We start from the raw sequence: 26,131 nt of genomic DNA, 5'->3' as shown, positions 1-26,131 counted from the left end.
AAGATCAGGACGATGAGCCCGAATAGAGTGCCCAGCATGATCACCGCGCCCACGTCGGCACCCCTTTCGGCTCAGCAATCATTGAGGTAGTGGATACTATCCTAAGATGATCGCGAAGCAGAGCGCCGCAGACAAGCCCGTCGCGGGGCGGCGGCCCCGCGGCGCGCCGCGCGGGCTGCTGCTCGATGCCGGCCGGGCGCTCTTCGCCCGCCGGGACTATCGCAGCACCACGACCCGGGAGATCGCCCAGGCCGCGGGCGTCACGGAGCACCTGCTGTTCCGCCACTTCGGTTCCAAGGCAGCCCTTTTCCGTGAGGCGCTCGTTGCGCCCTTCACGGAATTCGTCGACGAGTTCGCCCAGACCTGGCAGTCGGTCGTGCCCGAGGAAACCGACGAGCAGGAACTGGCGCGGCTGTTCGTCGGCCGGCTCTACGACCTGTTCGTCGAAAATCAGGGTTTGTTGTTCACCCTGATGGCGTCCGACTCCCTCACCGACGAGGAGAAGGCGGACGCCGGGATCGCCGATGTCAGGCGGGCACTCACGGTGCTGCGTCAGATCAGCGCCGAGGGAATGCACCTGCGCGGGCTGCGCTCCGATCACCCGGACCTGCCGGCGGATTCGACCGTGGCGATGATCGCTGGCATGGCGGCGTTGCGCTCCACGTACTTCGGCTCGAAGCCGCCGCCGCGCGACGTCATCGTCGACGAACTCGTGCAGGCGGTGCTGCACGGGTTCTTGCACCGCAACGATTAGGCGCTGTGGTCCACCAGAACGGCGCCGTCAGGCTGGTTGCCGAGCGTCTGTAACGGGAGGTCTCCACCACCGGCCGTCAGGCGCACGATCTGGGCCAACTGCCCCGGGGCGTCGCATTGGAGGTAGTGGTCGGCGTTCGGCACCACCCAGTAGCGGTTCGTGCCGGGCTTGGTCTTCAGGTACGTCTGCCACACGTGATTCGGGACCCGCAACGGCGAAACGTTGTCGTGCAGCCCCCACACCACCGTGGTGTTGACGTGGCTCTCGGAAAGCGCTTCCAGCCAACCGGTTTCGTCGGCGGCGCGCTCATGCAGGTACTGGATCGTGTCCGGCAGCACCCGGGTCCCGTCGTTGTGGGCGAAGCATTGTGCCAGCGCGGCGATCTCCGGGTCCTCGAGCGTGCGCCGCGGCATGAAGGTGCTGGCGCCCATGCCGGCCGCCAGCAGCTCCGGCGTCGTCGCCGCCGCCGTCGGCCGCGCGGTCGCGGGGTCCAGCAGCGCGGTCTGGAATGCGGTGAGGTTCGACAGCGGCAGGTAGATGTTGGCGTTGGTCAGGATCAGGTCCAGGGGCGCCGCGGGTGGGTCCAGAGCCGAGAGCATGCCCAGGGCGATCATGCCGACGCTGCTGCCGCGGTCGTGGGTGAGCATCCGGTAGCCCGTCAGCTTCCACACCTGCGTGATGGCGTACACCAGCAGGCGGGCGTCGTCGTAGAGCGAGTACACGTACGGCTCGGGCGGCTTGTCGGACAGCCCATAACCCGGGAAGTCCAGGACGTAGATGTCGAAGTCCGGGCCGAGCTCGTTCGCCAGGGCGAAATAATCGATGCTCGACGTCGGAAACCCGTGCACGAGCACCAGTGGCGGTGCCCCGGGGGTGCCGCAGCGGCGGCTGAACACCGCCACTTCGCGGCCGTCGTTGGCGGCGGTCGTCGACCGCCACCGGAGTTCGGTCCCGCCTTGCTGCCACTCCGCGAAGATGTCCAAGCCGCCAGCATCGCAGAGGCGGCCGGGTTAGACAACGACCGGCGACGGCCGCCCGCCATGCGAGTCACTGGACCGTCGGCATCGCTGCCCGAAAACCGCCGACGACCGATGTTGCGCCATAAGCGCTTTCGTTCAGGGGCAGGTGACGTGGATGCCGAAGGTGACCTGACGCATCTCGCTCTGTCCCGGCGTGATCGCCTGGCCCGTTCCCGTCACCGTGTAGCTCTTGCCCTCCTTGGTGGTCCGCACCTGGGTCGCGGACTGCGGCGCCTGGTAGGGCAGCTGGAACTGGCCGCCGCCGACCTTGAGGGCGATGGCGAACCCGTCCACACTGGGCGGCGTCTCGTCCGACACCGCCAGGGACACCGACGCGGTGTCGTCCTGGACCCTGATGCGGGTGGTGAGGTCGCCCGACTCGGGCGGCGTCGCGGTCGGTTGCGCCGCCGCGCTGGTGCACTCGACGTTGGCGATCATCGTGTGCTTGTTGCCCTCGATCATGACGGTCGTGCTGACCGGCGCCGGACTCGAACTCGGCGGCGAGGCCGGCTGCGCGGATTTGCCCGAGCAAGCGCTCAACGCCAGCACCGCGATGCCGACGGCCGCGACAATCGTCCGGTTCGTCATCTCACCTCCGCCATTCGAACGCCGGGGGGACTCTAGGTCCCGTTCGTTTCGGGAAGGTCTCATTCTTCTGGCGACGAGTCAACCAGGAGTTCACGGCCACGCCTCCCAGCTGACCATGCTGCGCAGCGGTCCGGCGAAGACGGGGCGCACGGCGCCGGAGCGCCACCGCTCCTCGACCAGCGGGCCCAGCGCGTCCGTGGTGGCCAGGGGATCCTCGTCGAGGTACACGACGGTGACGTACTGGTGCTCGGTGCTCCATCCCGGGGGCAGGCGGCTCCATCCGGTGCTGGACCCGAAGGTCCACGCGCCGGCGGTGCCGGGGACAGCGAGCAGCGCGGGGTAGTGCTCGGCGTGCAGCCACTGTAGCCACGCGTCGGGGCGCCCGCCGGTCGGCCGCTCCACGAGCAGCAGGACGCCGCGGTGCGGCCGGAACGGCACCGCCTCGGCCGAGACGAGCGCGCGCGGCGACGCGTGCCACTGCAACAGGCGCAGCCCGGCCACCTGCAGTGACGGCCGGGTGATGGGGAAGCGGCCGTTCTCCCGCAGCGTGCGGCCGAGCGCGACGAAATCGGAGAAGGTCTCCTCGACCGGATCGGCGATGAGGTAGTGCACCACGTTCCCGATCCGTCCCAGCGGCCCGTCGGCCGCTAGGCGGCGGTCCAGGTAGTCGCCGTCGGCGATCCAGCGCAGCCCGTAGACGATGCCCGGCAGCTGGTACTGCTCGGGCATGTGGTCCAGCAGGTGCCAGCGCAGGTAGCCGTCGTCGGCCTCGGCCGGCGGCGTGAGGCTGAAGAAGCCCGCCTTCACCCGAAATGCGCTCATCCCTGCATGTACCCCCCGGCGTCGACGGGGATGGATTGGCCTGTGATGGTGCGGCTCTCGTCGCTTGCGAGGAACAGCGCGAGGTTCGCGACGTCGTCTGGCGACGAGATATCCTGCAGGGCAATGCCTTTGAGCATCCGGGCGCGTACGGTGGCGACGTCGACACCCTGTTCGTCGGCGGTGCGTTGCACCCACTGCCGAAACAGGTCGGTGTCGATGGCCCCGGGCACGATGCAGTTGCAGCGGATTCCGTACGGGCCGACCTCGAGCGCGACCGCCTTGGTGAACGCGCGCAGCGAAGCCTTCGCGGCGACGTAGTGCGTCTTGCGGACCATGCCCGTGTAGCTCACCGTCGACGAGAAGTTCAGGATGACGCCCCGCCGGCGCTGCAGCATCGACCGGTTGAGCACCTCCCGGGTGCACAGCATGGCCGCGGTGACGTCGATCGCGAACGTGGCGTTCCAGTTGTCCAGCGTCTGCTCCCACACCCACCGGTCCTGGCCGGGCGCCGCCGCGTTGTTGCACAGGATGTCGACCTGACCGAACTCGTCGACCGCCCGCGCCACCATGGCGGCGACGTCCTTCTCGTCCGTCACGTCGGCGCGCATCCCGATGGCGCCGGGGCCCGCCGCCGCGGCGGCGTCCCGAACCAGCTGTTCGCGCCGGGCCGCCAGCACCACCCTGGCGCCTTCCCGGACGAACAGCGACGCCAATACCGGACCCAGGCCCGTACTGGCGCCCGTGATGATGGCGACCTTGCCGTCCAGCCGGCCTGTCATTGCGGCAATGTTACCGGCAGGCCCGCAAACTTCCGGGGAACGGCGACGGAGTAGATTCGAACGACGCTCGAACCCACAGGAGTGCACATGACCGCCGGAAGCAGGGGACTCGCCGCGCCGGGAAACGCGCACGGGCGGAATCACTTCCGCGTGGGCCTGCCCCTGTTCGGGGAGGGCCGATGAACATCCCGAAGCCGACGTTGGTGGGGTCCCTGGTTGTCGAGAACCAGGCGAGCGAGGCCGACCGCGACGCCGCCGCCGTCCTTGACCCCGACACCTTCGTCGCCGGCGCCCCGTTCGGCGCGCTGGCCCGCTTGCGGGCGACCGCACCGGTGCACCCGGTGCGCCTGCCGGGGCTGCCCAGGGCCTGGTTGTTGACCAGGCATGCCGACGTCCGCATGGTCAGCCGAGACACCGAAACCTTCACCAGTAGTAAGGGCAACACGCTGGTGGAGGTCGAGGCCGCGCCCACTTCGGCGATGCTTCCCGGCATCGATCCGCCGCGGCACGTGCACTACCGCAAGCTGATCAACCAGGGCTTCACGGCCCGCAACGTCCAGCGCCTCGAACCGAGGATGCGCAAGGTCGCCCGCGACATCGTCGCGACGATCACGGCGAAGGGCGAATTCGACGCCGTCACGGACATTTCCGCCGAGATGTCGCTACAGGTGATCGCCGACGTGCTCGGCGTCCCGGCCGCGGACCGCATGGATGTCTTCCGGTGGAGCAACGCGATCGGCAGCCTCGGCATCGAGGACCCCGACTACGCGCCCACGCCCCAAGCCCTCGGCCAGGCGGCGGCCGAAATGTTCGCCTACTGCGGCGAACTGGTGGAGCACCGGCGCAAGAACGGTCTCACCGACGACATCCTGTCGGCGCTGCTCGCCGCCGAAGTCGACGGCGAGAAGCTCAACCGCGACCAGCTCAACGAGTTCTTCCTCCTGCTCGCGATCGCGGGGAACGAAACCACCCGCAACACGCTCAGCCACGGCATCCTGGCGCTGTCGGACCACCCCGACCAGCGGGCGCTGCTGGCCCGCGACCTCGACGCGATCGGGCCAGCGGTGGAGGAGCTGCTGCGGTGGGCGACGCCCGTGATGCACTTCCGCCGCACGGTCACCCGCGACCTGGAGATCCGCGGGCAGCGCATCCCGGCCGGCGATTGGGTGCTCATGCACTACCTGTCGGCCAACCGTGACGAGGAGGTGTTCGAGCGCGCCGACCAGTTCGACGTCACCCGCCCCGACGCCGGGCACGCGGCGTTCGGCGGCGGGGGAGTGCACTTCTGCCTCGGGGCGCAGCTGGCCCGTCTCGAATTGCGGGTGATGCTGGAGGAGCTGAGCGCGAGCGTGCCGGGCCTGACGGTCACGGGACCGCCCGACCGGTTGCGCTCCTCGTTCTTCCACGGCATCAAGCGCCTGCCGTGCAGCGTGGGTTAACCAGGGGGACAACGGCTTTCCAGCCACCCGTGGATGCGCTCGGCCACGACGGCCCAGCCGGGCTCGAGCATCATGTCGTGGGCCATGCCGGGGAAGATTTCCGCCCGCGTGCGATACGCCCGGGCCGTTTCATGGACCTCGTCCACTGAGAAGCACGTGTCCTGCTCGGCCCCCAGCACCAGCACCGGGGCGCTGACGAGGTGCGGCCGGGGGCGGTTGAGCACGAGCATGTCCACCACGTGCCGGCCCACGTACTCCTCGCAGAGGCGCGCCGTGAAGCGGGCGACCTCGCCCTCGCGCGCGGCGCCGGAGAAGAACGCCTCGCGGCACAGTTCCGGAGTTCCGCCGATGCCCTGCAACGACCTCGTCTTGGCCAGTTCCCGGGTGAACAGCCAGGGGTGCCGCCTCAATCTGCGCAACAGGAACAGCGCGATTCCGCTCGGCGGAACCGAGGCCAGCAGCACGGCGCCCGGAGCATGATGCGATTCCAGGTACTTCTGCACGACGCACCCGCCCATGGAATGGCCGATGACAACGGGCTTTTCGCCCAGCGAATCGGCCACCGACGCCACGTCGTCGACGAGGTCGGCCATCGAGCAGAGCCGCATCGACTTCGGCGCAGGGCTGTTCGCGTGTCCGCGCAGGCTCACCGCCAGCGATCGGTAACCCCGGGCCGCGAAGAAGTCGAGGAAATGCTCATCCCAGCACCAGGCCCCGTGCCAGGCGCCGTGCACGAACAGCAGCGGCGGTTTACCGGATTGGCGTAGGGGCGCTTTGTCAATCACCTCGAGCATGCCCGGCTCCTTCGCGCCTATTCGGCGCCGCGGGCGACCGGCCGGGCCGGCTCCGAGCACCATTCCGACCACGAACCCGGGTAGAGCGCCGCATCCCGGCCGGCGGCGGCGAGCGCCGCGATCACCACGGCGGCGGTGACGCCGGACCCGCAATAGACCCCCACCTCGCCGTCGGCGCCGTCCGCGGGCAGCAGGCGGCCCACGTCGTCGACGAAAGTTCCGTCTTCCCTGAGGACTTCGGCGCTGGGCAGGTTGCTTGCGCCGGGGATGTGGCCACCGACCGGGTCGATCGGTTCGACGTCGCCGCGGAAGCGTTCCGGCGCGCGCGCGTCGAGCAGCGTCACGGCGCCCGTTTGCTCCGCGGTCAACGTCGGTCGGCCCCCGGAGTACAGATCGTCGTGCCGCACAGTCACATTGCCGGGCGTGGGCTCGATCGGGCCCGTCTCGAGCGCGCCCCCGGCCGACCGCCACGCGGCCAACCCACCGTCCAGGATCCGGACCCGCTCGAGGCCGGCCGAGGTGAGCACCCACCACGCCCGCGCGGAACCGGCCCGGTTCCAGTCGTCATACACCACCACCGGGGAGCCCTGGTCGATTCCCCACCGTCGCGCGGCCGCCTGCAGGTGGCGGCCCGACGGCAGCGGATGGCGACCGCGGCCGGCGACCGAGTGGTCACTCAGGTCGTCGTCGAGCGACGCGTACACCGCCCCGGGCAGGTGGCCCTGCAGGTAGGCCGCGCGTCCGTCCGGCTCGTCGAGTCGCCACCGCACGTCGAGGAGGGTCACCGGATCGCCGGAGTCGATCAGCGCCGCGAGCTCGGCCGCCGAAATGAGCACCTCGTCGCGAGCTCCCACGCTGGCCTCCCGGGTTGACCGTTTGAACTCTATCCGAACAAAAAGTGAACGACGGGTTCTAATCTGGCTTTTCGCTTTGAGGTCATCCGTTCGCTATTGACCGCCGGCCCGATTGCACGAAACTATTAATAGCATCGGGTGTTACTTCCGAGGCTCGTGTTGTTCCGAGCTTGATGAAGCCACAATCAGTATTAGCGACAAGGGTGATGAGCGAATGATGAAGAAGATCGCCGCCTGCGCGTCCGGCGCGCTGCTGGCCGCCGTGCTGGTGCCTGCGGGCCTGGCGAGCGCCGACCCGACTGACGACGCGGACTTTTACCAGCACCTGCAGTCACACGGGATCAACCTGGGCTCCCAGGCTCAGACCGTGAACATGGCGCGCGTGATGTGCCAGGACCTGGACGCCGGTTACAGCCAGAAGGACGAGATCGACCAGCTGACGGGGTCCCACAAGCTCTCCCAGGCCCAGGCCGAGACGTTCATCGGCGCCGCGACGGCCGAATACTGCCCGGGCAAGCACAGCCCCACCAAGCCCAGCAGCTAGGCGGAATCTTCCGATTCGTCGACCGCCGGCGCGGCCAGCGAGGCCAGCATGCCGGCGGCGGCGCGATGCCAGGTGAAGTGCTCCGCGCGACGCCTGGCGGACGTGCGACGGTGGTTCTCGGGTCGGCTGACGATGGTGCCGACCGCGTGCGCGATGTCCGCCGGGTCGTTGTCGGCCAACGCGCCGCTGTCCGGGGTGATGATCTCCGTCAGCGCCGACGTGCGCGACACCACGGCCGGCGTTCCGCACGCCAGCGACTCGAGCGCGGCCAGGCCGAAGGTCTCGTGCGGGCCGGGGGCCAGCGTGACGTCGGCCGACGCGAGCAGGCCCGCCACGGTGTGGCGGTCGTTGATGAACCCGGTGAAGTCGATCGGCAGGCGCGCGGCCTGACGTTCCAGCCTTGCGCGCAGCGGGCCCTCACCCACGACGACGAGGCGAGCGTCGAAACCCGCGTGGCAGAGCCTGCCGAGCGCGTCGATGCTGCGATCGACCCGCTTTTCGACCGACAGGCGGCCGCAGTGGACCAGCAGCATCTGGCCGGGTGCCGCCCACCGCTGCCGCACCAGATGCGAGTGCCGCCGCGGGTGAAAGGTCTGCAGGTCCACGCCCAGCGGGACGGTGACGGTGTTGGTAGCGCCGATCCGGTCGAATTCCTCGCGGGCGAAGGCGGTGGTGCACACCACCGTGTCGTAGTCGGCGGCGGTGCGCGCGTTGGCGAAATCGGCGAATCTCTGGGCGGGCCGACGCGGAAGAACCTGTCCCACAAGGCGGTCGAGGCGCTCGTGGGAGATCATCACGGTGGTGGCGCCGAATTCGCGACCCCACCGCCCCAGTGACCTCAGGGTGAGCCGGTCGGACACCTCGAGGGCGTCGGGTTCGAGCGCCTGGAGCAGTTCCTTGACGGGTCGCGGCATCACCGCCCGATAGCCGCCGGTGAGGGGAATCAGCGGCGCGGGCAACGTGATTCGCACCACACCGGTGGGTAGCTCGGTGCGCTCGGCGCGCTGGCCCGGCACCACCAGGAACACCTCGTGCCCGTTGGCGCAGTACTCCGCGCCCAGCCGGTCCACCGCCGTGCGAAGGCCGCCCGACCGCGGGCCGTAGAAGTTGGCGACCTGCACAACACGCATACGTGTGAGGACACGCGGCTCGCGTGTGCAGTTCACCATGGGGAACCGACTCGTGCCTGAACACTCCATGAAATCTCTTTGGGCACAGAGGCCGTGCGCCAAGTCTGGTCGCTGGGGCCGTTATCCGCTCGACCGGCTGCCCCAGTCCCAGCGCGGCGTGGTCAGGAGATCCTGGCCTGCGACGCGGGTCTCGCCCCATTCCTTGTACAACTCGATCTCGACGGCTTCGCCGGCCGGGCCGGCTGTCGCCTCGGTGAGCAGGGTGCGGGAGTGCGTCACCACCACGACCTGGGTCTGTTCGGCGGCGGCGCGGATGAGGGCGCCAAGCGGGCGGACGAGTTCGGGATGCAGCGAGGTCTCGGGCTCGTTGAGCACCATCAGCGAGGGCGGCTGCGGGCTCAGCAGCGCGGCCGCCCACAACAGGAATCGCAATGTGCCGTCGGACAATTCGGCCGACCGCAGCCGGCGCAGCATGCCGGGCTGCTGCAGTTGTAGGTCGAAGATCCCGTCGTTCACGGCGACCGAGACGCTCGCGCCGTCGAAGGCGTCGGCGACGATGCGGTGCAGGTCGTCGAAGCCGGATTCGGCGATCGTCTGGATGGCGGCGGCGAGGTCGCTGCCGTCGTCGGCGAGCACCGGGGTGCGCGTGCCGACCTGCGGGTGGCGCGCGGGCGCCAGGGCGTCGACCCGGAACCCGTCGTAGAACCGCCAGCCGCGCAACCGCTCGCGCACCGCGGCCAGTTCGGGCAGCGCCTGGGGATTGGCGTATTCGGCGAGCACGCTGCGATACGACGGCAGGCTCTTGCACAGCGCGTCGAAGCCGCGCCCGACGTCGGCGCTCACCTCGGCGTAGTCGCGGGTGCGGCGCACCAGCGTCGTCGCCGCCCGCAGCACTGGGCCGGCGAACACCGCCTCGCGCTTGATCTCCGGGTCGCGCGCGAACGCCGAGGCGGGCCCGGCCGACTGCGGCATGCCGAGGTCGACGAGGTAGCCGAAATCGTCTGCGGCGAAACCCATTTCGAGGGAGATGGGCCGAGTCCGGACGGTGCCCTGCGACTTTCCGGTCCTCCGCGCGCCGCTCGTCTGCTCGGGGCCGGCCCACAGCACCGACTGCAGCCCGCCCTCGCGCGCCAGCGAGCCGATCACCTCGCCGCGCCCGCAGTCGGCCAGCAACCGCAGCGCGCGGTAGAGCGACGATTTCCCGGCGCCGTTGGCGCCCGTGACGATCGACAGGCGGCCCAGCGGCAGGATCACCTCGCGCAGCGAGCGGTATCCGCGGATGGCGACCGTCTGGAGCATGTCCTAGTCGTTATCCGACGCGTTGAGGAGCTGAACCTCCTCGAGGTCCATCTCTTCCTGCAACTCGCGCAGCACGATGTCGTCGATGAGGTTCTGGTTGCGCAGGGCGGTGATCTCGCGGCGCTTGTGCTCGAGCATGCCCAGGCGCACCTGGCGAAGTTTTTCCTTCTTCTTCACCAGGTGGTTGTCCGACGACCCGTTCTCGGTGGCCAGCGTGAGCGCGGCGCGCTCCTTGAACTCCTTGTGCAGGCGCTGGCGCATTTCGTCGCTGATGCCGACCTCGTCGGCGACGGTGGGCAGGGAGTTCAGGGCGGCTTGCACGCCGCGGGTGCGGGCGAGCTGCAGCTCCTCGGCGTGGGCGGTGTCGTCGGGTATCCGCGCCCAGCGGACCACGGACGGCAGGGTGCTGCCCTGCACGAGCACGGTCACCAGGATGACGAAGACGACGATGAAGATCAGCAGGCTGCGGTCGGGAAACGGCGCGCCGCTGAGCGTCGTCATCGGCACGGCCAGCGCCGCGGCCAGCGAGACGGCGCCGCGGAACCCGGCCCAGACGGTGACGAAACGCTGACGCCAGTCGACGCGGCGCTGGCGCTGCACCTCGCGGCGGTCGATGAGGCGGAGCAGCACGGTGGTGATCTCTCCCCAGAAGATTCGCGAGAGGATCACGACCCCCGTGACGGCCAGCGCGATGAAGGTGGCGTGGCGCAGCCCGCCGTCGACGCCGGACACGCCGCGCAGCGCGGCCGGGATCTGCACCCCGACGAACACCCAGAGCGAACCGTTGAGCAGGAAGGTGGCGATGTCCCAGAACCCGTAGGCCTTCAGTCGTGAGCGGGCCCGGATCACCACCGGTCCGGCGTAGGCGAGCACAAGGGCCGACACCATCACCGCCACCACGCCGCTGCAGTCGAACGTCTGCGCCAGGAGGAAAGCCGCGAACGGCGTCAGCAGGCTCAGGGCCCCCTCCTCCTGCGGGGCATCGATGCGCTTGCGCACCAACGTGGCCAGCCCACCGACGAGCAACCCTGCGAGGATGCCGCCGAGATACGAGGCGACGAAGCGGACCGTCAGGTCGGCCGGGGTGATGGCCGCGCCGCCGATCGCGACGTGGACGCTCACGGCCCACAACACCAGCGCGGTGCCGTCGTTGATGAGACTCTCGGCCTTCAGCACGGTCAGCTGTCGGCGCGGCAGTTTTTTGGCGAGGCCGGCCACGGCGGCGGCGTCGGTGGGGGAGAGGACGGCGCCGAGGACGGCCGCGGCGTGCGACTCCATGCCGAGCGCCCGCGCCGTCCACGACACCGCCAGGGCGGTGACGATGACGAGGGCGACGCTCAGGAAGACGATGATGCGCAGGTTGGCCCGGATCTCCCGGAAGCTGGTGTTGAGGCCTTCCCAATAAAGGATGGCCGGCAGGAACAGCAGCAGCACGATCTCGCCGTTGATGTGGACGTGGGCGAAACTCGGGATGAGCCCCAGCAGCGTGCCGAGCACGATCAGCAGCACGGGCGGGCCGACGCGGTAGCGCCGACCGATGACCGTCCCGACGATGACGGTGGAGACGAGCGCGACGATCAGGACGAGGCCAAACACCAACCCATCCTGCCGGACCGGCTCAGGCTGCGCGTCTTGGGGATTCGATGACGACGGCCCGCGCTGCCGCTACGAGCAGTCGCAGCAGTCCCCGCACTCGCAGCACGCCTCTTCGCAGCAGCAGCACTCGCAGCCGTCGCAGCAGCAGACGCAGGTTGAGTCGCCACCGCGACGACGACCGCGCGGCCCGGGGTCGGGTGTCTCGCCGGGACCGCCAGTGGCTTCCGGTTGGCCGCCGAAGTTGATGGGCTCCTGCTGGCCGCGGCGCGTCCCCCGCTGGTTGGGGTCCCCCGATTCGCCCGGGGCGCCACCGGGGTAGCCGGCGCGGGTGAACGTGCGGGAGACGGCGCGGCGCAACTCGCCGGTCAGCAGGCGCTGCACCAGGCGGTCATCGGTGAACTCGACGTCGCGCAGCGCGAGCCCGACGCCGAGGACCGCGTCGTCGCACAGAGCGCGGACCGTGGACATCGGGGTTTGCGTGGCCGCCACGGGGTTCCACTTCCCGCGGGCCAGGTCGTCGCGGTAGTCCTCGACCGCGTCGAGCAGGTGGGCCACCCGGCCGAACAGCTGGCCAACCTCGCGCAGCGACTCCTGGTTGTCCGGCCGGCCCGCCAGCACGGCCGTGTGCGCGAACGCCGCCGCGACGGCGGTCTCGGTGGGCTCGGTCACCGCCAACAGGGGGCTGCCCGGGCCGGCCGTCGCCTCCAGCTCGGCCTGCCGGTCCATCGCGGCGACGAGTACGCCGGCGTCGAATCCGAGGGTGTGGCCGGCGTCGGTGCCCTGGCGTACCCAGCGCTCGGCGAGGCGGCGCGCCGTCGGCCGCACGCCGGCGGCGCCGACCATGCCGTCGCGGTCGTCGACGTGGTCGCGGACCTTGGCCGCCGCGAGCGCCAGCGACACCACCGCGGCGAGGCGCACGCACTCGCCCGTGGCGACGTCGGCCCGCCGCATGCCGCGCAGCGGGCATGGCCCCGCCCGGCGGCGGGTGGGCTCGCCGGCCGACTGCGCCTCGACCAGCAGGGACACCACCAGCCCGTCGTAGTTGGTGGCGATCCGCGCCACCTGCCCGTAGTCGTCGCGCAGCGCCAGGCACAACCCACACAGCTGGGCGGTCCAGGCCGCCGCCAACTCGCCGCCGAGGCGGTGCCGGCAGGGCCGAATGATGCCAAACATGCTCAGGAAGCTACCGGACGATGCGCGCGGCGGCCCGAAATATTAGGTTCGTCAGCGGACGAATACGGCACGGGAGGGGGATGCGCGTGAAGATGAGGCTGCTGGTGGCAGTCGTGCTGCTCGCCTCGTCGATGGTGGCGGGCTGCCACTTCGCGTCGCGTAACCCGCCGTCGGCCAAGATCCTGCAGGTCTCGATGGACGACGTGCTGCGGCAGAGCGCGATCACGCAGAGCATCACGCTGGCCGTGGGCAACACGCTCACCGTCAAGCTGGGCTCCAACTACACGACGCCCTACCGGTGGAACCCCGACACCAAGATCGACGACCGCTCGATCCTCAAGCAGGAGAGCCATCAGTACGTGAAGCCCACCACCGACGCGCTGGGCGCCCCCGGCACCGAGGAGTGGACGTTCACCGCGCTGAAACCGGGGACGACGACGATCACCACCACGTACGCCAGCATCGTCGGGAAGGACCCCAAGCCGACGTGCACCTACACCGCGACCGTGACGGTGCAGTAGGGCACCTGGTGCGTCCCGGCGATGCCTCAGCTAACGTCGGAACGTGTTCGGTTTGCTGCGCAACCTCTCCGAGATCGGCAAACTTCCGGCCGACCTGCGCCAGGAGCTGGAGGCCGAGGGTGTCCTCTTCACGGCGGGCAAGGTGGGGGTGAGCCGCCGCTTCAGCGGCCATGTGCCAGGCGTGTATTCGGCCTCGGGCATCTCCCGATACACCGGTGGCTTCGGCTTCAGCCAGGCGCGGGTGGTCGCCACCTTCCCCGCGCGCGGGGACAACAAGCTGCGCGCCATCGACTGTCCATGGGACAGCAAGCGCGGACCGGCGCGGGCAACGATCACGAACAAGGGCCTGCAGATCGAGATTGACCTGCACGGCGTAGACCCGGCCTTCAGCGGGTCGCTGAAGCTCAACTACAAGAAGACGATTCCCGACGAAGTGCTCGAGAGGCTGCCCGCGACGTCGCTGCGATACCGGGTCGAGCCGGTGTTCGTGTATCGGGCCGCGGGCGTGCGTCCCAAGACCTGAGCCGTTTACTGCAGGTCGACGACGTCGGGGCCGGGCGTTTTCGCGTAGAGTTTGCCGATCTCGGCGGAGTACTTCTCGGCGATGGGCTTGCGCTTGAGCTTCATCGTCGGGGTGAGTTCGTCGCCGCCCGGCTCCCACGGGGTTCCCACGATCATGAACCGCTTGACCTGCTCCACCCGGGACAGTTTGGCGTTGCCCTCGCGGACGGCGGCGGTGAGCATCTCACGGGCCTCGGGTCGCTGCGCGAGCGCGGCGGCCGACGGGTCGGCCATGCCCAGGGCGGCCGCCTGCGCGGCGGCGGTCTCGGCGTCGAGGACCAGGAGGGCGGTCACGTACGGCCTGGCGTCACCGATGGCGACCACCTGGTCGATGAGCGGGGACGCGGCCTGGATGGCCATCTCGATGTTGGTGGGGGACAGGTTCTTTCCGGACTCGTTGACGAACAGTTCCTTCTTGCGGTCGACGATCGTGATGAAGCCGCGCTCGTCGATGGTGCCGATGTCGCCGGTGTGCAGCCAGCCCTCGGCGTCGACCGCCTCGGCGGTTTTCTCGGGCTGGTGGCGGTACCCGCGCATCAGGATCGGCCCGCGGATCAGCAGCTCGCCGTCGTCGGCCAGCGTGATTTCGACGTCGCGCAGCGGCTGCCCCACCGAGCCGACCTTGTTGGCGCCGGGGCGATTCGAGGTCGCGCCGCCCACGCACTCCGACTCGCCCCACACCTCGTAAACGGGAATGGCCAGGCCCCAGAAGAATTCGATCACTTCGACCGGTATGGGCGCGGCCCCGGTCACACCCCAGCGCAACTGGTCGAGGCCGAGCGCGTCGCGCAGCTTGGCCAGCACGAGGCGGTCGGCGATCGCGCGGCGCGCGGCCAGCGAGGGGGACAGGGACTTGCCGTTCAAGGTCTGGCGCGCGGCCTGGGTGCCGGTGTCGATGGCCCACAGCGCCAATCTCTTCTTGAGCCCGGTCGCCTCGGTCTCGAGCTTGGTTTCGATCGCGGTCTTGATCTTGTGCCACACCCGCGGCACCCCGAGCCACACGGTGGGACGGGCGTCCGGCAGCGCCTCGGCGATCGCGCGCGGGTCGTCGACGTCGGTCACCGGGACGCCGAGCACCATGTTGGAGTAGTGGCCCGTCACGCGGTCGGCGATGTGTGCGTGCGGCAGGTAGGAGACGATGCGGTCGGTTTCGCGCAGGTCGATGAGGTCCATGATCGCCGAGAACTCGGCCATCACGTTGGCGTGGGTGAGCTCGACGCCCTTGGGCGGGCCGGTGGTCCCGGAGGTGTAGATGAGCGTGGCCAGGTCCTCGGGCAGGACCGACCGCCACGCGGCCTCGAAGTCGAATCCGGGCTTGGCGTCGGTTGATTCGAGCTCGTCGAGCGTGAGGCAACCCTCGACGTCGGCGTCGACGACGATCACGTGGGCCAGCTCGGCGCCGGCCGCCTTCACGGCGGGCAGGAAGTCCTTCTCGGTGATCACCACCCTGTTGTCGGCGTTGCCGAACAGGTAGCGGATCTGTTCGGGCGCCGAGGTGGCGTAGATCGAGAACGGGGTGGCGCCCAGATGCATGACGGCGGTGTCGGTCAGGTGGAACTCGGGCCGGTTGCGCAGCATGAGCCCGACCGTGTGGCCGCGTTCGACGCCGAGAGCGGCGAGCCCGGTGGCGATCTTTCTCACCCGTTCGGCGTACTCGCGCCAGGTGATGACCGTCTTGTCGCCGACCGTGCGGATCGCCACGGCGTCGCCCTTCAGGGCCGCCGTTTCCTGGAACGCCTGCGGCAGTGTGGACACCACCGCTCCGGTCTGGTGCCGGATCACCGTCGGATCGGTCATGTCGGCCCTCCTTCTACCTCGGGGTGAGCTGGCGTTGGTGGGCGTACACCTCGGCCAGGAACTGCTCGACCGCGATCGCGGTGTGCGCCGCGCGCGCCGAGCCGAAGATGTCGAAAGCGTGCTGGGTGAACGGCAATTCGGCGTACACGACGGGCTGCGTGCTGGTCCTCTTGAGGTCGGCGACGAAGGCGCGCGCCTGTTCGACCGGAACGAGCGAGTCGTTGGTGCCGTGCAGGACGAAGAACGGGGGAGCGTCAGCGGAGATGTGGTTTACCGGGGACGCGTTCTGGTAGACGAGCAGGTTCGTCGAGGGCCGTTGCTTCATCACGGATTTGACCAGCAGGCCGGGCATCATCGGGTGCATCGCGTCGTTGAAGCGCGTGAAGTCGTAGACGCCGTAGAACGGCACCGCCGCCTGGACGCGGGTGTCGGCGTCCTCGAATCCCGGCTGGAACTGCGGGTCGTTGGGCGTCAGCGCCGCCAGGGACGAGAGGTGGCCGCCGGCGGATCCGCCGGTGATGGCGATGAATTCGGGGTCGCCGCCGTAGTCGGCGATGTGCTGCTTGACCCAGGCCAGGGCGCGCTTGACGTCGACGATGTGGTCGGGCCAGGTGTTGCGCGGGCTGTGCCGGTAGTTGATCGCGACGCAGATCCAGCCGAGCTCGGCGAGGTGGCTCATCAGCGGATGCGCCTGTCCGCGTTTGTTTCCCGTCGTCCAGGCGCCGCCGGGGATCTGGAAGAGGACGGGCGCCTTGCCGTTCGGGTCGAGGTCGGGGCGCCGCCAGATGTCGAGCTTGTTGGCGCCGCCGAATTCGCCGTAGCTGATGTCGGCGTCGTGCGCGTAGTCGCTGTAGATCCGCAGCATGCGCAGCAGTCCCGGCGTCTTCGCGGTGCCGGCGCCCTCGGGCCGCCGCCACAGGTCCCCGGCATCGGTGCGCCGGTCGGGTCCCAGGCCCTCGTCGAGGGCGGCGTTGAGCGGGATGTTGGCCTTGTGACCGGCGCGGCTGAAGTTGAGCAGGCCGGCCGCCGAGACGGCGGCCACCAGCCACGCGAGGGCCCGGACCGGCCGGTCGAGGCGCCGTGCCGTCAACGCGAGGCCGCCGAGCTGGCTGGCCAGGGTCTGCAGGGGCAGCTCGGTGACCACCATGCCGAAGATCCACGAGAAGATCGACAGGTATCCGCTGCGCGCCAGGGGCCGGTAGGCGTTGAGCGTGGATGCTGCGGTGACGGCCGTGACGATCAACGAGCCGATCTGGCGGAGAAGGTGGACGGTTCTCGCTCTCTGCATGCGGCCACCTTATTGCGGCCCTTTGCCTGGCCCAACAGCTGGGATCAGTAGCCGGGCGGCAGGTCGCCCAGTATGTTCCTTTTCGGAAGGGACTCGGGATGACTTGCAGCGATGCCACGTGGTGGCGCCCGATGCGCCCCGGGACGAGGTGAGCGGCGCCGATGATCCGGCTACTCGGCGTGGCGCTTGCGGCGGCCTGGGCCCTGGCCGGCGGGACGGCAGGGGCGCAGTCGGCGTGCGCCGACCTCGGCGGAACGGTTGATTCGGAGGACATCTGCCGGGGCCATGTCACCGGGCCGAATTACACCCTCGACCTGAGTTTCCCGGTGGACTACCCCGACCAGCAGCCGGTGGCCGACTATCTGATGCACACGCGCGACGAGTGGGTCGCCGACGCGGGGCAGTACCCGCCGCACGACCGGCCGCCGTACCTGCTGACCATGGCCGGCCGGTCGTTCGGTTCCGACGTGTCCAATACGCGAAGCCTGGTGCTGGACATGAACCAGGACCTGGGGGCCCACCCCGTGACGTCCTACAAGGCGTTCAACTACGACCTCGGTAAGCGGGCGCCGATCACCTTCGACACGCTGTTCAAGCCGGGCGCGCGCCCGCTGGACGTCTTGAATCCGATTGTCGAGCGCCAGTTCGGACCGCTGCCGTTCGGCCCGCTCGGAGCCGACGCGTATCAGAACTTCGGGATCACCGACGACGCAATCGTCTTCTACTTCTCGCAGGCGCAGGTGTTGCCGTCGGTGAATGGGCCGCAACGGGTTTCGGTGCCGCGCTCGGAGTTGGCGTCGCTGCTGGCGGTGTGAACGGTGTCATTGGACGACGTGGAACGCCGTGAGCTGTGCGACCTCTTCGAGCGCATGGGCCCGTCGGTGCCGACGCTGATCTCGGGTTGGACGGCGCGTGACCTCGCCGCCCACCTCGTCCTGCGTGAGCGCGACGTGCTCGCCGGTCCGTCACTCGTCCTGCCCGGCCCGTTCGGGCGGTTCGCCGAGCGGCGCAGGGCCGAGTTGGCTTCCGACAGGGACTTTGACTGGCTCGTCGCGCGGGTCCGTTCGGGGCCGCCCCCCGGTTTCTTCCGCCTCGGGTGGGTGCGCGGAATGGCGAACCTCAACGAGTTCTTCGTCCACCACGAGGATCTGCGCAGGGCCAACGGGCTAGGGCCGCGTCGGCTTTCCCCGGCGATGGATGCGGCGTTGTGGCGCAACGTGTGTCGCGGCGGTCGGTTTCTGAGTCGTCGGCTCGGCGGGTCGGCCCTCGAAGTGGAATGGGCCGGGACGGACTCGCGGTTTCCGGTCCGGCCCGGCTCACCGGCGGTTCTGATCAGCGGAGCGCCGGGTGAGCTGCTGCTGTATCTGTTCGGCCGGCAGGACGCGGCCGAGGTTTCGGTGACCGGGCCCGCCGAGGCCGTGGAAGCCGTGCGGGGCAACCACTTTGGTATGTGACGTGCGGTTTCGAGTCACACCAGCCACTTCCGTCCTCTGCCGGGGGATAGACCCTTTGTGCCCCCTGTCACCCCTGCAACCGGCGCGCCACCTCCTCGCCGTACCGCTCGAAGCGCTCCGGCGAGCCGAGTGCGTTGTACAACACCAGCCGCGTGGCGATCCCGTCGTACTTCTCCGACAGCGCCTGGGCCAGCCCGTCCCACGTCGACTCGGTGGCGAACGCGGCGATGTGCTCGTCGGTGACCTGGGCCGCCATGCCCGCGAAGTCGCCGGCCTTCTGCCGCTCGCGGATGCGGGCGGTGGTGCCCTCGAACCCGGCCTCGTCCCAGATGAACGCGTAGTTCGGGGTGCTGCCGTAAAACGCCATGCTGGCGCGCACCGACTCGCGTTCCGCGTCACGCTCGGCATCGGTGTCGCCGACGATCGTCAGCGCCGGCACGATCACCGCGATGTCCGACGGCGACCGTCCCGCCTTGGCGGCGCCCTCGGCGACGTTGGGCAGGACGTGGCGCCGGAGGTAGCCGACCTCGCCGATCGGGTGGACGTGCACGCCGTCGGCCACCTCGCCGGCCATCCGAAGCATCCACGGATTGACCGCCGCCACATCGACTTTCGGGTCGGGCGCGTCGATGGGTCCCGCGCTCCACTGCGGGGTGATGAAGTCGAGGTCGTAGAACTCGCCGTGGTGGTCCAGCTTGCCCGTGCGGAACGCCGCGAAGCACGCCTTGACCGCGCGGACGTAGTCGCGCAGCCGCGGGCCGGGCCGTTCGAAGGGCATGCCGTAACGGCGCACCACGTGGGTGCGGACCTGGGTGCCCAGGCCGAGGCGGAAGTTCCCGCCGGTGGCCTCCTGCAGTTCCCACGCCGTCGCCGCGGTGACGAACGGGCTGCGCGGGAAGGCGACCGCCACGCCGGTGGACAGCTCGAGGCCGGGGGCGGCCTGCGACGCGACGGCGGCGTTGAGGTAGGCGGTGCGCCCGGTCTCGGTGAACAGCAGGCCCGAGAACCCCGCCGACTGGGTGCGTCGGGCCAGGTCACCGACCCTGGTAAGGGGTTGCGGGACCGTCATCGCGTCGACGTGCATGCCCGAACAGTACTTCGCCGCGTTACCCGCGGGCCCCGGGTGGGAACCCTCGGGGAGTCTCTTTAGTCGGAAGGATCATCACGTGTCATCGCCGCGGCGCGGCTCGCGCCTCGCTACCCAATTCGGGCCGTACGAACTGCGGTCGCTGCTCGGCGCGGGCGGAATGGGCGAGGTCTACCGGGCCTACGACACCCGCAAGGGCCGGATGGTGGCGCTCAAGCTGCTGCGCCGCCAGTTCGCCGTGGACCCGACCTTCCGGGAACGCTTCCGCCGCGAATCGCACCTGGCGGCGCGGCTGCAGGAACCCCACGTCATCCCGGTGCACGACTTCGGCGAGATCGACGGCGTGCTCTTCATCGACATGCGCCTGGTCGACGGCCGCAGCCTGAAAGAACTGCTGGCGGTGCAAGGTCCGCTGGAACCGAAGCGGGCGGCGGCGATCGTCGGGCAGGTGGCGTCCGCGCTGGACGCCGCACACGCCGACGGCCTGGTGCACCGCGACGTCAAGCCCGAAAACGTGCTGCTCACGGCCGACGACTTCGCGTACCTGGTGGACTTTGGCATCGCCCACGTCGAAAGCGATCCGAGCCTGACCGCGAGCGGGTCGATCATCGGCTCGTGCGACTACATGGCGCCCGAACGCTTCAGCAACGGCCGGGTGGGCCCGTGGACCGACGTTTACTCGCTGGCCTGCGTCCTTTACGAGTGCCTCGCTGGCACGCCGCCCTTCGAGCAGGCGGCCGCGCCGCAGGTGATGAGCTCGCACCTGTACTCGCCGCCGCCGCGGCCGAGCATCATGCGCCGTGGCGTCGACCGCGACTTCGACGACGTCATCGCGCAGGGGATGGCCAAACAGCCCGCGGCGCGGTTCCCGACCGCGGGCGACCTCGCCAGGGCGGCCAGCGCGGCGGCCGCGGCGCTCCCGCCGCCGCCTCCGCGATCCGGGACCCGGCCGTTCATGGAGAAGTACCCGACCCCGGACGGCACCGGGGTGAGTCCCTACCCGCCCGCGCCGCAGGGGCGGCCGTCGCCCGTGCCCGACGGCCGTGTCCTGAAGACCCTGGCGGTCGCGGGGGCCCTCGTGCTGGTCGTGGCGGCGGTCATCGCGGCGATGGCGATGCTATTCGGGAATCACGGCGGCTCATCGCCGTCGACGTCTGCTGCGGCCCCCGTCCCGTCGGGTAGCGCGACGCCGACGTTGTCGCAGGCCGTCTCGGGCGCCGACGGGCTCGGTTTCATAGGGCACACCGCACGCTGCGATCCCGGCAACCCGCCGGCCGCCGTGATCCGGACGGCGCAGTCGCTCGCGGTGATATGCCAAACGAGCCCGGGGAGCTTTTACTACCGCGGCGAGCGGATCAGGGACGGCGCCCACATCGAAGTTCCCAACGCGGTGCGCAGTGGCGACGGATTCGACGCGACCAATCCAGGCGACGGCGTCCGCTACGAGGTGCGCCCGGATCGGCTGCGGATCATCAGCAACGGCCACGTCGACTCGTCGGAGCCGGCGCTGCAATACGCTTCGGCGACTTAGGGTTCGGCGAACAGAACGTCGGGGTTGAGGATGCCCGCGGGGTCGAAGCTGCGCTTGATGCGGTGCATGAGCGCGACCTTGGCCGGGTCTTCGAGCTTGAGGAAGTACGGGGTCTTGGCGCGGCCGAGGCCGTGCTCGCCGGAGATCGCGCCGCCCAGTTCCATTGCAAGCGCGAAGATGTCGTGCATCAGCTTCTTGCGCTTGTCCGGGTCCTTGCACAGGATGGCCAGGTGCACGTTGCCGTCGCCGGCGTGCCCGCAGCCGGCGGCCGCGCCGCCCGCCCGCGCCGCCAGCGCCGCCGCGGCGCCGAGGAATTTCGGCATCGCGCTGCGGGGTACGACGGTGTCGATGATGTCGTCGGCGCCGATCGCCTTGGCCGTCCAGAACGCCTTCTCCCGGGCCTCGATGAGCTTGCGCGCCGAGCCGCCCTCGAGGACGTAGGCGTCTTCGGCGCCGAGTTCGGCCAGCAGCTCGCCGGCGCGCTCGACGTCCTCGTCGAGCCGTTGCGCGGTGCGATTCTCCAGGGCGACAACGAGATACGCCTGGCAGCTGTCGCGGATGCCGTCCGGGATGCCGAGTTCGAGATTCTGGGTGTGGATCAGCGCGGCCATCGTCAGGTTGTCGATGTACTCGAGGATGTAGGGCCCGAGCCCGCTGGCCAGAACCTTCGGCACCGCGCCCATGACCTGGTCGAAGTCGGCGAACGGGGCGAGCACGGTGGCGCTGTGGTCGAGGCGCGGGTGCAGCTTGACGATCACCTCGGTGGCTAGGGCCAGCGTGCCCTCGGACCCGACGATGAGCTGGGTGAGGTCGTAGCCGGTGGAGACCTTGGCGATCCGGCCGCCGGTGCGGATGATCTCGCCGGTGGGCAGCGCGGCCTGCAGGCCGAGCACGTTGTGGCGGGCGATGCCGTACTTGACCGCGCGCATGCCGCCGGCGTTGGTGCCGACGTTGCCGCCGACGCTGGACGACAGCTCACCCGGGTGGACCATGTAGCGGAGACCGGATTCGGCTGTGGCGGCGTCCAACTCGTGCAGCGTGATGCCGGGCTGGACGATGGCGACCTGGTTGACGGTGTCTACCTCGAGGACGGCGTTCATCCGCTCGAACGAAATGAGCAGGCCGTCGTGGCGTGGGATCGCGGCCCCGGACAGGCCGGTGCCCGATCCGCGGGCGGTCACCGGTGTCCCGTCCTCGGACGCGGCCTCCAGCAGGTGCGCGACCTCTTCGGCGGTGGCCGGTTTGGCGACGTAGGCCGGTTTCTGGTGCGGCTGCGTCAGCTCCTCGTCGTGGCCGTAGTCATCGGGGATGGCGTCGCCGGTCAGGAGGTTGTGGGCCCCGACGATGTCCGCGAATCGCGTCGTCATGTCGCTCATGAAGGGTCATCTTCGCACGCGCCGGCCCGATTGAGCCGTTCGCGTGCCGCGATGACAAAAGTCCCTAACGCTGCCTTTTCGGGGCGTCATAGCATCAGCGCAATTCTTGGTGAGTCAGGAAAGAGCATGAGCGTTATCGACACCGACGTCGACAAGTGGGACCGGGGCACGACCGAGCACATCGTCGGCCTGACCCGGCCGATCGTCAAGCGCTACTTCCGTTCCGAGGTGCGGGGCCTCGACAGACTCCCGGAGGGACCGTCCCTGGTGGTGGCGAACCACTCCGGCGGCATGCTCACCTTCGACCTGTCGGTGTTCGCGGTCGACTACTACGACACGTACGGCTACGACCGTCCGCTCTACGCGCTGGCGTTCGACACGATCTTCGCCGGGCCGGCGGCGGACTTCTTCCGGCGCACCGGGGTGATCCGTGCGACGCGCGAAAACGCCGCCAAGGCGCTGGACGCCGGTGGCGTCGTATTGGTCTTCCCCGGAGGCGATTTCGACGTCTACCGGCCCACCCTGGCCGAGACCGTGGTCGACTTCGACGGCCGGACCGGTTACATCACCACGGCGCAGGAGGCCGGGGTTCCGATCGTTCCGGCGGTGTCCATTGGCGGGCAGGAAAGCCAGCTCTTCCTGAGCCGCGGCCAGTGGTTGTCGCGCCTGCTGCGGCTCACCAAGTTCGAGCGCAAATTCTTCCGGACCAACATCCTGCCCATCACCTTCGGCTTTCCGTTCGGGCTGAGCGTCCTCGCGCCGATGAACATGCCGCTGCCCACCAAGATCGTCACCGAGGTGCTGGAGCCGATCCATCTCGACCGGGTCGGCATCGAGTCCGATGTCAAAAGGCTTGACGCGCATGTGCGTTGGGTCATGCAGCGGGGGCTCAAGAAGCTGGCGTCCCAGCGGCACTTTCCGATACTGGGCTAGCTTCGTCCAGGTTCGCCCAGCAGCCGCAGCGGGTGCAGGCCGTCGACCGCGCCGACGAACGGCGGATGGATGCTGTAGCCGATCATCCGTTGAATGTCCGGGGACAGATCGCGGGCGACGTCGCGGGGGACCGAGAGGGTGAACGCTTCCATCGGCCGCAGCCACGGTTGGCAGTACTGAGCGGTGACGGCCAGCCGGGCGCGATCGGTCGTGTTGGCGCCGCCGCCATGCCACAGGGTGCCGACGAAGAACAGGCACGACCCGGCGGGCATCACCACGGGCAGGGCGGGGTCGTCCGGCCCGGGCGGGCGCCGGCCCCACCGGTGGCTGCCCGGCAGTACCACGGTGGCGCCGTTGTCGGCCGTGAAGTCGTCGATCGCCCAGATGGTCGCGGCGGCCAGGGGCGCACGGGGTCGCGGGATGGGGTAGAAGCCGTCGTCGTGGTGGGGCAGTTGCGCGGCCTCGCCGGGCTGGATGTTGATGGCCTGCAACGCCGAGAGGAGATAATTGGGCATCAGCAGCCGGTCGAGCACCGCGAGCACCCGGGGGTGGTCGACGAGCCGGTCGCAGACGCGGGTCCTGCTCAGCACGCTGTAGATGCGCTGGGTGCGCCGTCCCTCGAAGGAGTTGCGTCCGGTGTGCCCCAGCAGCGGGAGGACGATATCGCGTATCTGCCTGCACTCGTCGGCCGTGAGCAGGTTCTCCCAGATGAGGTAGCCGTCGCGGTCGAGGGCCGCCATGTCGGCGTCGACCAGTTCGGGTGCCACCGAAGCGCCGCCGCTCGGTGTCCACTTGTGCCGCCGCGCCAGATCGCCTTTGAGGTCGTCCAAGGTCGTGACGGGGTCGTCGTCGACGCTCATCTCACCGACACTGGACCCCGGAGCTCCGTCGGTCAAGCCTGCGCGCGTCGTGTCCGACTCGGCGTGCGTCGAAAGACAACAACCGTCACGTCCGCAGATGCGGCGGCAGCTCGCGACCGAGCAGGCGTGAGATGGCGTCGGCGGAGGCCTCTCGGCTCGGCGGCCATTGCTGCTGCCAGGTCCGCAGCGGGATATCGGCGAGGGGATCGAATGTGTCGGCCAAGCGCCGATACTCCTGATGGTGCCAATTATGCAGCGCTGCAACGCTTCTGGCGAACGCAACCAACTGGTCGGCGCCGCGCTCGACGTCCTCGGGTGGTGCGCCTCCGCGGATGCCAATGCCGTTCATCAGGCTGTGCCGTCCAAGCGCCAACGGCCGGACGCCCCACGTCCGTTCCAGCGCCGCGTTGATGGCGCGGCAGTCGTCGCATGCCAGCCAGGACCACCGGGACTTTCCTCCCGCTATTCCGCGGGCGCAGACCAGGCATAAGTCATGCGCGCGGGAGACGTCGTAGCCTTTCCAGAGCTGCGGGGTGTCCTCGTCGGGGCATGACTGCCACCGGCCCTCGCTCGGTACCGGTCCGCGCAAGCCGCCGCAGGGGATGTGCACCGACAACTCGGTGATGCGTGCGCGTAGCGCCGCATCGGCGGGACTCAACTCTGGTTTGGTCATTGCTCGCCTTACTGGCGACGCCGCCCTCGGCGTCCACCGCTTGCACGCGTTGCGTGCCGGCTCTTCCCCAGGGGCACCGTGCGGTGGGGCGCGGTTGCCGGGACGGCAGGCCAGGTACCCGAACAGCCGTCCGCTCGTGAGCTGTGACCAGGTTAGCAGCGGGCGCCGACAAAATCCGGGGACGGCGCCGGTCGGCGTCGAAGCCGGTGTTTACCCGTGACCCGAGGAGGGGTAGGCGTAGCGGTAATGGAGGGATTGGACATCATCGGCGACGTGCACGGTTGCGCGTCGCCGCTGCGCCAGCTCTTGGAGCGCTTGGGCTACACCGTCGATCCGGGCAGTGGCGCGTATCGACACCCGCAGCGTCGCGCGCTGTTCGTGGGCGACCTCATCGATCGAGGGGCCGAGCAGCGCGAGGTTCTTCAGCTGGTGGAGGCGATGGTCGATTGTGGCAGCGCCGATGTCGTGATGGGCAACCACGAGTTCAACGCGATCGCGTACGCGATCCCGGATCCGGACCATCCCGGTGAGTTCATGCGGCGCCACACTGAGAAGAACAATAAGCAGCATCGGGCGTTTCTGACTCAGCTGGATCCTGCGGAGCAGGCGTACTACCTGGAATGGTTTCTCACGCTTCCGCTTTGGCTGGATCTTGGCCATGTGCGTGCGGTGCACGCCTGCTGGCACACCGACTCAATGCGCGTGGTGGAAGCCGCCTGCGGCGGCAACCGTTTGACCGGCGAGCACCTGGTCGACGCGGCGCGGAAGGGAACCGATCTCTACCGGGCGGTGGAGGTTTTGCTGAAGGGCCCCGAGCTCAGCCTCACCCGCTATGGGCAGCCGCCGTATCTGGACAAGGAGGCCCACCGCCGCCAAGAGGCCCGGGTCCGGTGGTGGGATCCGGATGCGGCCACGCTGCGGGACCTGGCCGATGTGCGTGGCGCCGTCACCGAGGCCGGAGAACCCTATCCGGAACTGCCCGCGCTGGAGATCGACCCCGGCGAGGGGCGTACCTACGTGTACACCGATCCGGTGCCGCTGTTCTACGGGCACTATTGGCGCTCCTGGGAGAACCATCGGGAGGACTGGACGACCTACACGGCCTGTGTGGACTTCAGCGCCGCCGCGAAGGGGCCGCTGGTCGCCTATCGATGGAACGGGGAGCCCACCATCAGTTGGGAGCACTACTTCCCCCACGATCCGCAGCACGTCTCGCGCAGCGCCTCGGCCTGACGGCTTTCCTGTCCAGCTGCCGAGGC

At 69.4% G+C, this 26,131-nt stretch carries 26 protein-coding genes and 1 riboswitch; of the genes, 10 read left to right on the top strand and 16 right to left on the bottom strand.

The window, feature by feature from the left end; translation table 11 throughout:
- Positions 1-106: 106 nt before the first annotated feature.
- On the top strand, positions 107-754 hold the full coding sequence (locus tag GPY60_RS09590; RefSeq protein ID WP_156687424.1) for a TetR/AcrR family transcriptional regulator: 648 nt from the start codon (positions 107-109) through the stop codon (positions 752-754).
- Here the strand turns inward: GPY60_RS09590 and GPY60_RS09585 are convergent.
- From GPY60_RS09585 to GPY60_RS09570, 4 genes are all read right to left on the bottom strand, one after another.
- On the bottom strand, positions 751-1,737 hold the full coding sequence (locus GPY60_RS09585) for an alpha/beta fold hydrolase (protein ID WP_156687423.1): 987 nt from the start codon (positions 1,735-1,737) through the stop codon (positions 751-753). The genes GPY60_RS09590 and GPY60_RS09585 overlap by 4 nt on opposite strands.
- A gap of 132 nt (positions 1,738-1,869) precedes the next feature.
- A complete protein-coding gene (locus GPY60_RS09580) occupies positions 1,870-2,361 on the bottom strand; it encodes a lipoprotein LpqH (RefSeq protein WP_156687422.1) in 492 nt (163 codons plus the stop codon).
- 90 nt (positions 2,362-2,451) lie between these two features.
- Positions 2,452-3,183, bottom strand: coding sequence for a hypothetical protein (locus tag GPY60_RS09575; protein ID WP_156687421.1), 732 nt, complete (start codon positions 3,181-3,183; stop codon positions 2,452-2,454).
- Positions 3,180-3,962: an SDR family NAD(P)-dependent oxidoreductase gene (locus tag GPY60_RS09570; RefSeq protein ID WP_156687420.1), complete on the bottom strand. Its 783-nt coding sequence runs from the start codon at positions 3,960-3,962 to the stop codon at positions 3,180-3,182. The genes GPY60_RS09575 and GPY60_RS09570 overlap by 4 nt, the downstream gene beginning before the upstream one ends.
- A 179-nt stretch (positions 3,963-4,141) precedes the next feature.
- Here GPY60_RS09570 and GPY60_RS09565 point away from each other — a divergent pair, with 179 nt between their 5' ends.
- Positions 4,142-5,401, top strand: coding sequence for a cytochrome P450 (locus tag GPY60_RS09565; RefSeq protein WP_156687419.1), 1,260 nt, complete (start codon positions 4,142-4,144; stop codon positions 5,399-5,401).
- Here GPY60_RS09565 and GPY60_RS09560 read toward each other — a convergent pair.
- Positions 5,398-6,195, bottom strand: coding sequence for an alpha/beta hydrolase (locus GPY60_RS09560; protein ID WP_156687418.1), 798 nt, complete (start codon positions 6,193-6,195; stop codon positions 5,398-5,400). The genes GPY60_RS09565 and GPY60_RS09560 overlap by 4 nt on opposite strands.
- Positions 6,196-6,212: 17 nt before the next feature.
- A complete protein-coding gene (locus GPY60_RS09555) occupies positions 6,213-7,049 on the bottom strand; it encodes a sulfurtransferase (RefSeq protein WP_156687417.1) in 837 nt (278 codons plus the stop codon).
- Between the two features lie 214 nt (positions 7,050-7,263).
- Between GPY60_RS09555 and GPY60_RS09550 the strand changes: the two genes are divergently transcribed.
- Positions 7,264-7,593 (top strand): DUF732 domain-containing protein, encoded by a 330-nt coding sequence (locus GPY60_RS09550; RefSeq protein ID WP_156687416.1) that lies wholly within the window; start codon positions 7,264-7,266, stop codon positions 7,591-7,593.
- On the opposite strand, the gene GPY60_RS09545 is transcribed toward GPY60_RS09550, so the two are convergent.
- From GPY60_RS09545 to GPY60_RS09530, 4 genes are all read right to left on the bottom strand, one after another.
- Positions 7,590-8,723 (bottom strand): glycosyltransferase, encoded by a 1,134-nt coding sequence (locus GPY60_RS09545; protein WP_156687415.1) that lies wholly within the window; start codon positions 8,721-8,723, stop codon positions 7,590-7,592. The two genes, GPY60_RS09550 and GPY60_RS09545, sit on opposite strands and share 4 nt — an antisense overlap.
- 120 nt (positions 8,724-8,843) lie before the next feature.
- The gene (locus GPY60_RS09540; RefSeq protein ID WP_156687414.1) at positions 8,844-10,022 is read right to left on the bottom strand and encodes an AAA family ATPase; all 1,179 of its coding nucleotides are present in this window, start codon (positions 10,020-10,022) and stop codon (positions 8,844-8,846) included.
- A 3-nt stretch (positions 10,023-10,025) separates the two neighbouring features.
- The gene (locus GPY60_RS09535) at positions 10,026-11,618 is read right to left on the bottom strand and encodes a Na+/H+ antiporter (protein WP_156687413.1); all 1,593 of its coding nucleotides are present in this window, start codon (positions 11,616-11,618) and stop codon (positions 10,026-10,028) included.
- A gap of 69 nt (positions 11,619-11,687) precedes the next feature.
- Positions 11,688-12,791: a DUF5685 family protein gene (locus tag GPY60_RS09530; protein ID WP_156687412.1), complete on the bottom strand. Its 1,104-nt coding sequence runs from the start codon at positions 12,789-12,791 to the stop codon at positions 11,688-11,690.
- Positions 12,792-12,877: 86 nt separating this feature from the next.
- Between GPY60_RS09530 and GPY60_RS09525 the strand changes: the two genes are divergently transcribed.
- Together GPY60_RS09525 and GPY60_RS09520 are read left to right on the top strand one after the other, a co-directional pair.
- Positions 12,878-13,312: a protease inhibitor I42 family protein gene (locus tag GPY60_RS09525; protein WP_156687411.1), complete on the top strand. Its 435-nt coding sequence runs from the start codon at positions 12,878-12,880 to the stop codon at positions 13,310-13,312.
- Between the two features lie 43 nt (positions 13,313-13,355).
- Positions 13,356-13,835, top strand: a complete 480-nt coding sequence (locus GPY60_RS09520) for a hypothetical protein (RefSeq protein ID WP_156687410.1) — start codon at positions 13,356-13,358, stop codon at positions 13,833-13,835.
- Positions 13,836-13,840: 5 nt separating this feature from the next.
- Here the strand turns inward: GPY60_RS09520 and GPY60_RS09515 are convergent, their stop codons facing one another.
- Complete coding sequence (locus GPY60_RS09515; protein WP_156687409.1) at positions 13,841-15,670, bottom strand: AMP-dependent synthetase/ligase; 1,830 nt, start codon at positions 15,668-15,670, stop codon at positions 13,841-13,843.
- 13 nt (positions 15,671-15,683) lie between these two features.
- Entirely contained in the window at positions 15,684-16,958 is a 1,275-nt protein-coding gene (locus GPY60_RS09510; protein WP_156687408.1) for an alpha/beta hydrolase, read from the bottom strand.
- Positions 16,959-17,119: 161 nt separating this feature from the next.
- Here GPY60_RS09510 and GPY60_RS09505 point away from each other — a divergent pair, with 161 nt between their 5' ends.
- Entirely contained in the window at positions 17,120-17,773 is a 654-nt protein-coding gene (locus tag GPY60_RS09505; RefSeq protein WP_231639525.1) for an esterase, read from the top strand.
- A gap of 3 nt (positions 17,774-17,776) precedes the next feature.
- Positions 17,777-18,412: a TIGR03085 family metal-binding protein gene (locus tag GPY60_RS09500; RefSeq protein ID WP_231639523.1), complete on the top strand. Its 636-nt coding sequence runs from the start codon at positions 17,777-17,779 to the stop codon at positions 18,410-18,412.
- A gap of 67 nt (positions 18,413-18,479) precedes the next feature.
- On the opposite strand, the gene GPY60_RS09495 is transcribed toward GPY60_RS09500, so the two are convergent.
- Positions 18,480-19,496, bottom strand: a complete 1,017-nt coding sequence (locus GPY60_RS09495) for a TIGR03617 family F420-dependent LLM class oxidoreductase (RefSeq protein ID WP_156687407.1) — start codon at positions 19,494-19,496, stop codon at positions 18,480-18,482.
- A gap of 82 nt (positions 19,497-19,578) precedes the next feature.
- On the opposite strand from GPY60_RS09495, the gene GPY60_RS09490 reads away from it, so the two are divergent.
- A complete protein-coding gene (locus GPY60_RS09490) occupies positions 19,579-21,030 on the top strand; it encodes a serine/threonine-protein kinase (protein ID WP_156687406.1) in 1,452 nt (483 codons plus the stop codon).
- Here GPY60_RS09490 and GPY60_RS09485 read toward each other — a convergent pair.
- Positions 21,027-22,406 carry an FAD-binding oxidoreductase gene (locus tag GPY60_RS09485; RefSeq protein WP_156687405.1) on the bottom strand — a complete coding sequence of 460 codons (1,380 nt, stop codon included), beginning with the start codon at positions 22,404-22,406 and terminating at the stop codon, positions 21,027-21,029. The two genes, GPY60_RS09490 and GPY60_RS09485, sit on opposite strands and share 4 nt — an antisense overlap.
- Positions 22,407-22,532: 126 nt before the next feature.
- Between GPY60_RS09485 and GPY60_RS09480 the strand changes: the two genes are divergently transcribed.
- A complete protein-coding gene (locus tag GPY60_RS09480; RefSeq protein WP_156687404.1) occupies positions 22,533-23,339 on the top strand; it encodes a lysophospholipid acyltransferase family protein in 807 nt (268 codons plus the stop codon).
- Here the strand turns inward: GPY60_RS09480 and GPY60_RS09475 are convergent.
- Both GPY60_RS09475 and GPY60_RS09470 read right to left on the bottom strand, forming a co-directional pair.
- Positions 23,336-24,199: a phytanoyl-CoA dioxygenase family protein gene (locus tag GPY60_RS09475; RefSeq protein ID WP_156687403.1), complete on the bottom strand. Its 864-nt coding sequence runs from the start codon at positions 24,197-24,199 to the stop codon at positions 23,336-23,338. The genes GPY60_RS09480 and GPY60_RS09475 overlap by 4 nt on opposite strands.
- Positions 24,200-24,284: 85 nt before the next feature.
- Positions 24,285-24,872, bottom strand: coding sequence for a hypothetical protein (locus tag GPY60_RS09470; protein WP_156687402.1), 588 nt, complete (start codon positions 24,870-24,872; stop codon positions 24,285-24,287).
- Positions 24,873-24,903: 31 nt separating this feature from the next.
- A riboswitch (SAM riboswitch) is annotated at positions 24,904-25,014 on the bottom strand.
- Positions 25,015-25,118: 104 nt separating this feature from the next.
- Between GPY60_RS09470 and GPY60_RS09465 the strand changes: the two genes are divergently transcribed.
- Entirely contained in the window at positions 25,119-26,105 is a 987-nt protein-coding gene (locus GPY60_RS09465) for a metallophosphoesterase (protein ID WP_156687401.1), read from the top strand.
- The last annotated feature ends 26 nt before the right edge of the window (positions 26,106-26,131 follow it).

It is taken from the genome of Mycobacterium sp. Marseille-P9652, from assembly GCF_902652685.1.
In the GTDB taxonomy this organism is placed as follows: Bacteria; Actinomycetota; Actinomycetes; order Mycobacteriales; family Mycobacteriaceae; genus Mycobacterium.
Note: the sequence above shows the minus strand (reverse complement) of the source record. Positions and strands in the feature narration are given on the sequence as shown.

Excerpts from the sequence above, each read along its gene's own strand:
- GPY60_RS09590 (WP_156687424.1), top strand. The coding sequence starts at position 107 with ATGATCGCGAAGCAGAGCGCCGCAGACAAGCCCGTCGCGGGGCGGCGG.
- GPY60_RS09580 (WP_156687422.1), bottom strand. The coding sequence starts at position 2,361 with ATGACGAACCGGACGATTGTCGCGGCCGTCGGCATCGCGGTGCTGGCG.
- GPY60_RS09575 (WP_156687421.1), bottom strand. The coding sequence starts at position 3,183 with ATGAGCGCATTTCGGGTGAAGGCGGGCTTCTTCAGCCTCACGCCGCCG.
- GPY60_RS09570 (WP_156687420.1), bottom strand. The coding sequence starts at position 3,962 with ATGACAGGCCGGCTGGACGGCAAGGTCGCCATCATCACGGGCGCCAGT.
- GPY60_RS09565 (WP_156687419.1), top strand. The coding sequence starts at position 4,142 with ATGAACATCCCGAAGCCGACGTTGGTGGGGTCCCTGGTTGTCGAGAAC.
- GPY60_RS09560 (WP_156687418.1), bottom strand. The coding sequence starts at position 6,195 with ATGCTCGAGGTGATTGACAAAGCGCCCCTACGCCAATCCGGTAAACCG.
- GPY60_RS09550 (WP_156687416.1), top strand. The coding sequence starts at position 7,264 with ATGATGAAGAAGATCGCCGCCTGCGCGTCCGGCGCGCTGCTGGCCGCC.
- GPY60_RS09545 (WP_156687415.1), bottom strand. The coding sequence starts at position 8,723 with ATGCGTGTTGTGCAGGTCGCCAACTTCTACGGCCCGCGGTCGGGCGGC.
- GPY60_RS09540 (WP_156687414.1), bottom strand. The coding sequence starts at position 10,022 with ATGCTCCAGACGGTCGCCATCCGCGGATACCGCTCGCTGCGCGAGGTG.
- GPY60_RS09530 (WP_156687412.1), bottom strand. The coding sequence starts at position 12,791 with ATGTTTGGCATCATTCGGCCCTGCCGGCACCGCCTCGGCGGCGAGTTG.
- GPY60_RS09515 (WP_156687409.1), bottom strand. The coding sequence starts at position 15,670 with ATGACCGATCCGACGGTGATCCGGCACCAGACCGGAGCGGTGGTGTCC.
- GPY60_RS09510 (WP_156687408.1), bottom strand. The coding sequence starts at position 16,958 with ATGCAGAGAGCGAGAACCGTCCACCTTCTCCGCCAGATCGGCTCGTTG.
- GPY60_RS09505 (WP_231639525.1), top strand. The coding sequence starts at position 17,120 with ATGATCCGGCTACTCGGCGTGGCGCTTGCGGCGGCCTGGGCCCTGGCC.
- GPY60_RS09495 (WP_156687407.1), bottom strand. The coding sequence starts at position 19,496 with ATGCACGTCGACGCGATGACGGTCCCGCAACCCCTTACCAGGGTCGGT.
- GPY60_RS09485 (WP_156687405.1), bottom strand. The coding sequence starts at position 22,406 with ATGAGCGACATGACGACGCGATTCGCGGACATCGTCGGGGCCCACAAC.
- GPY60_RS09480 (WP_156687404.1), top strand. The coding sequence starts at position 22,533 with ATGAGCGTTATCGACACCGACGTCGACAAGTGGGACCGGGGCACGACC.
- GPY60_RS09475 (WP_156687403.1), bottom strand. The coding sequence starts at position 24,199 with ATGAGCGTCGACGACGACCCCGTCACGACCTTGGACGACCTCAAAGGC.
- GPY60_RS09470 (WP_156687402.1), bottom strand. The coding sequence starts at position 24,872 with ATGACCAAACCAGAGTTGAGTCCCGCCGATGCGGCGCTACGCGCACGC.
- GPY60_RS09465 (WP_156687401.1), top strand. The coding sequence starts at position 25,119 with ATGGAGGGATTGGACATCATCGGCGACGTGCACGGTTGCGCGTCGCCG.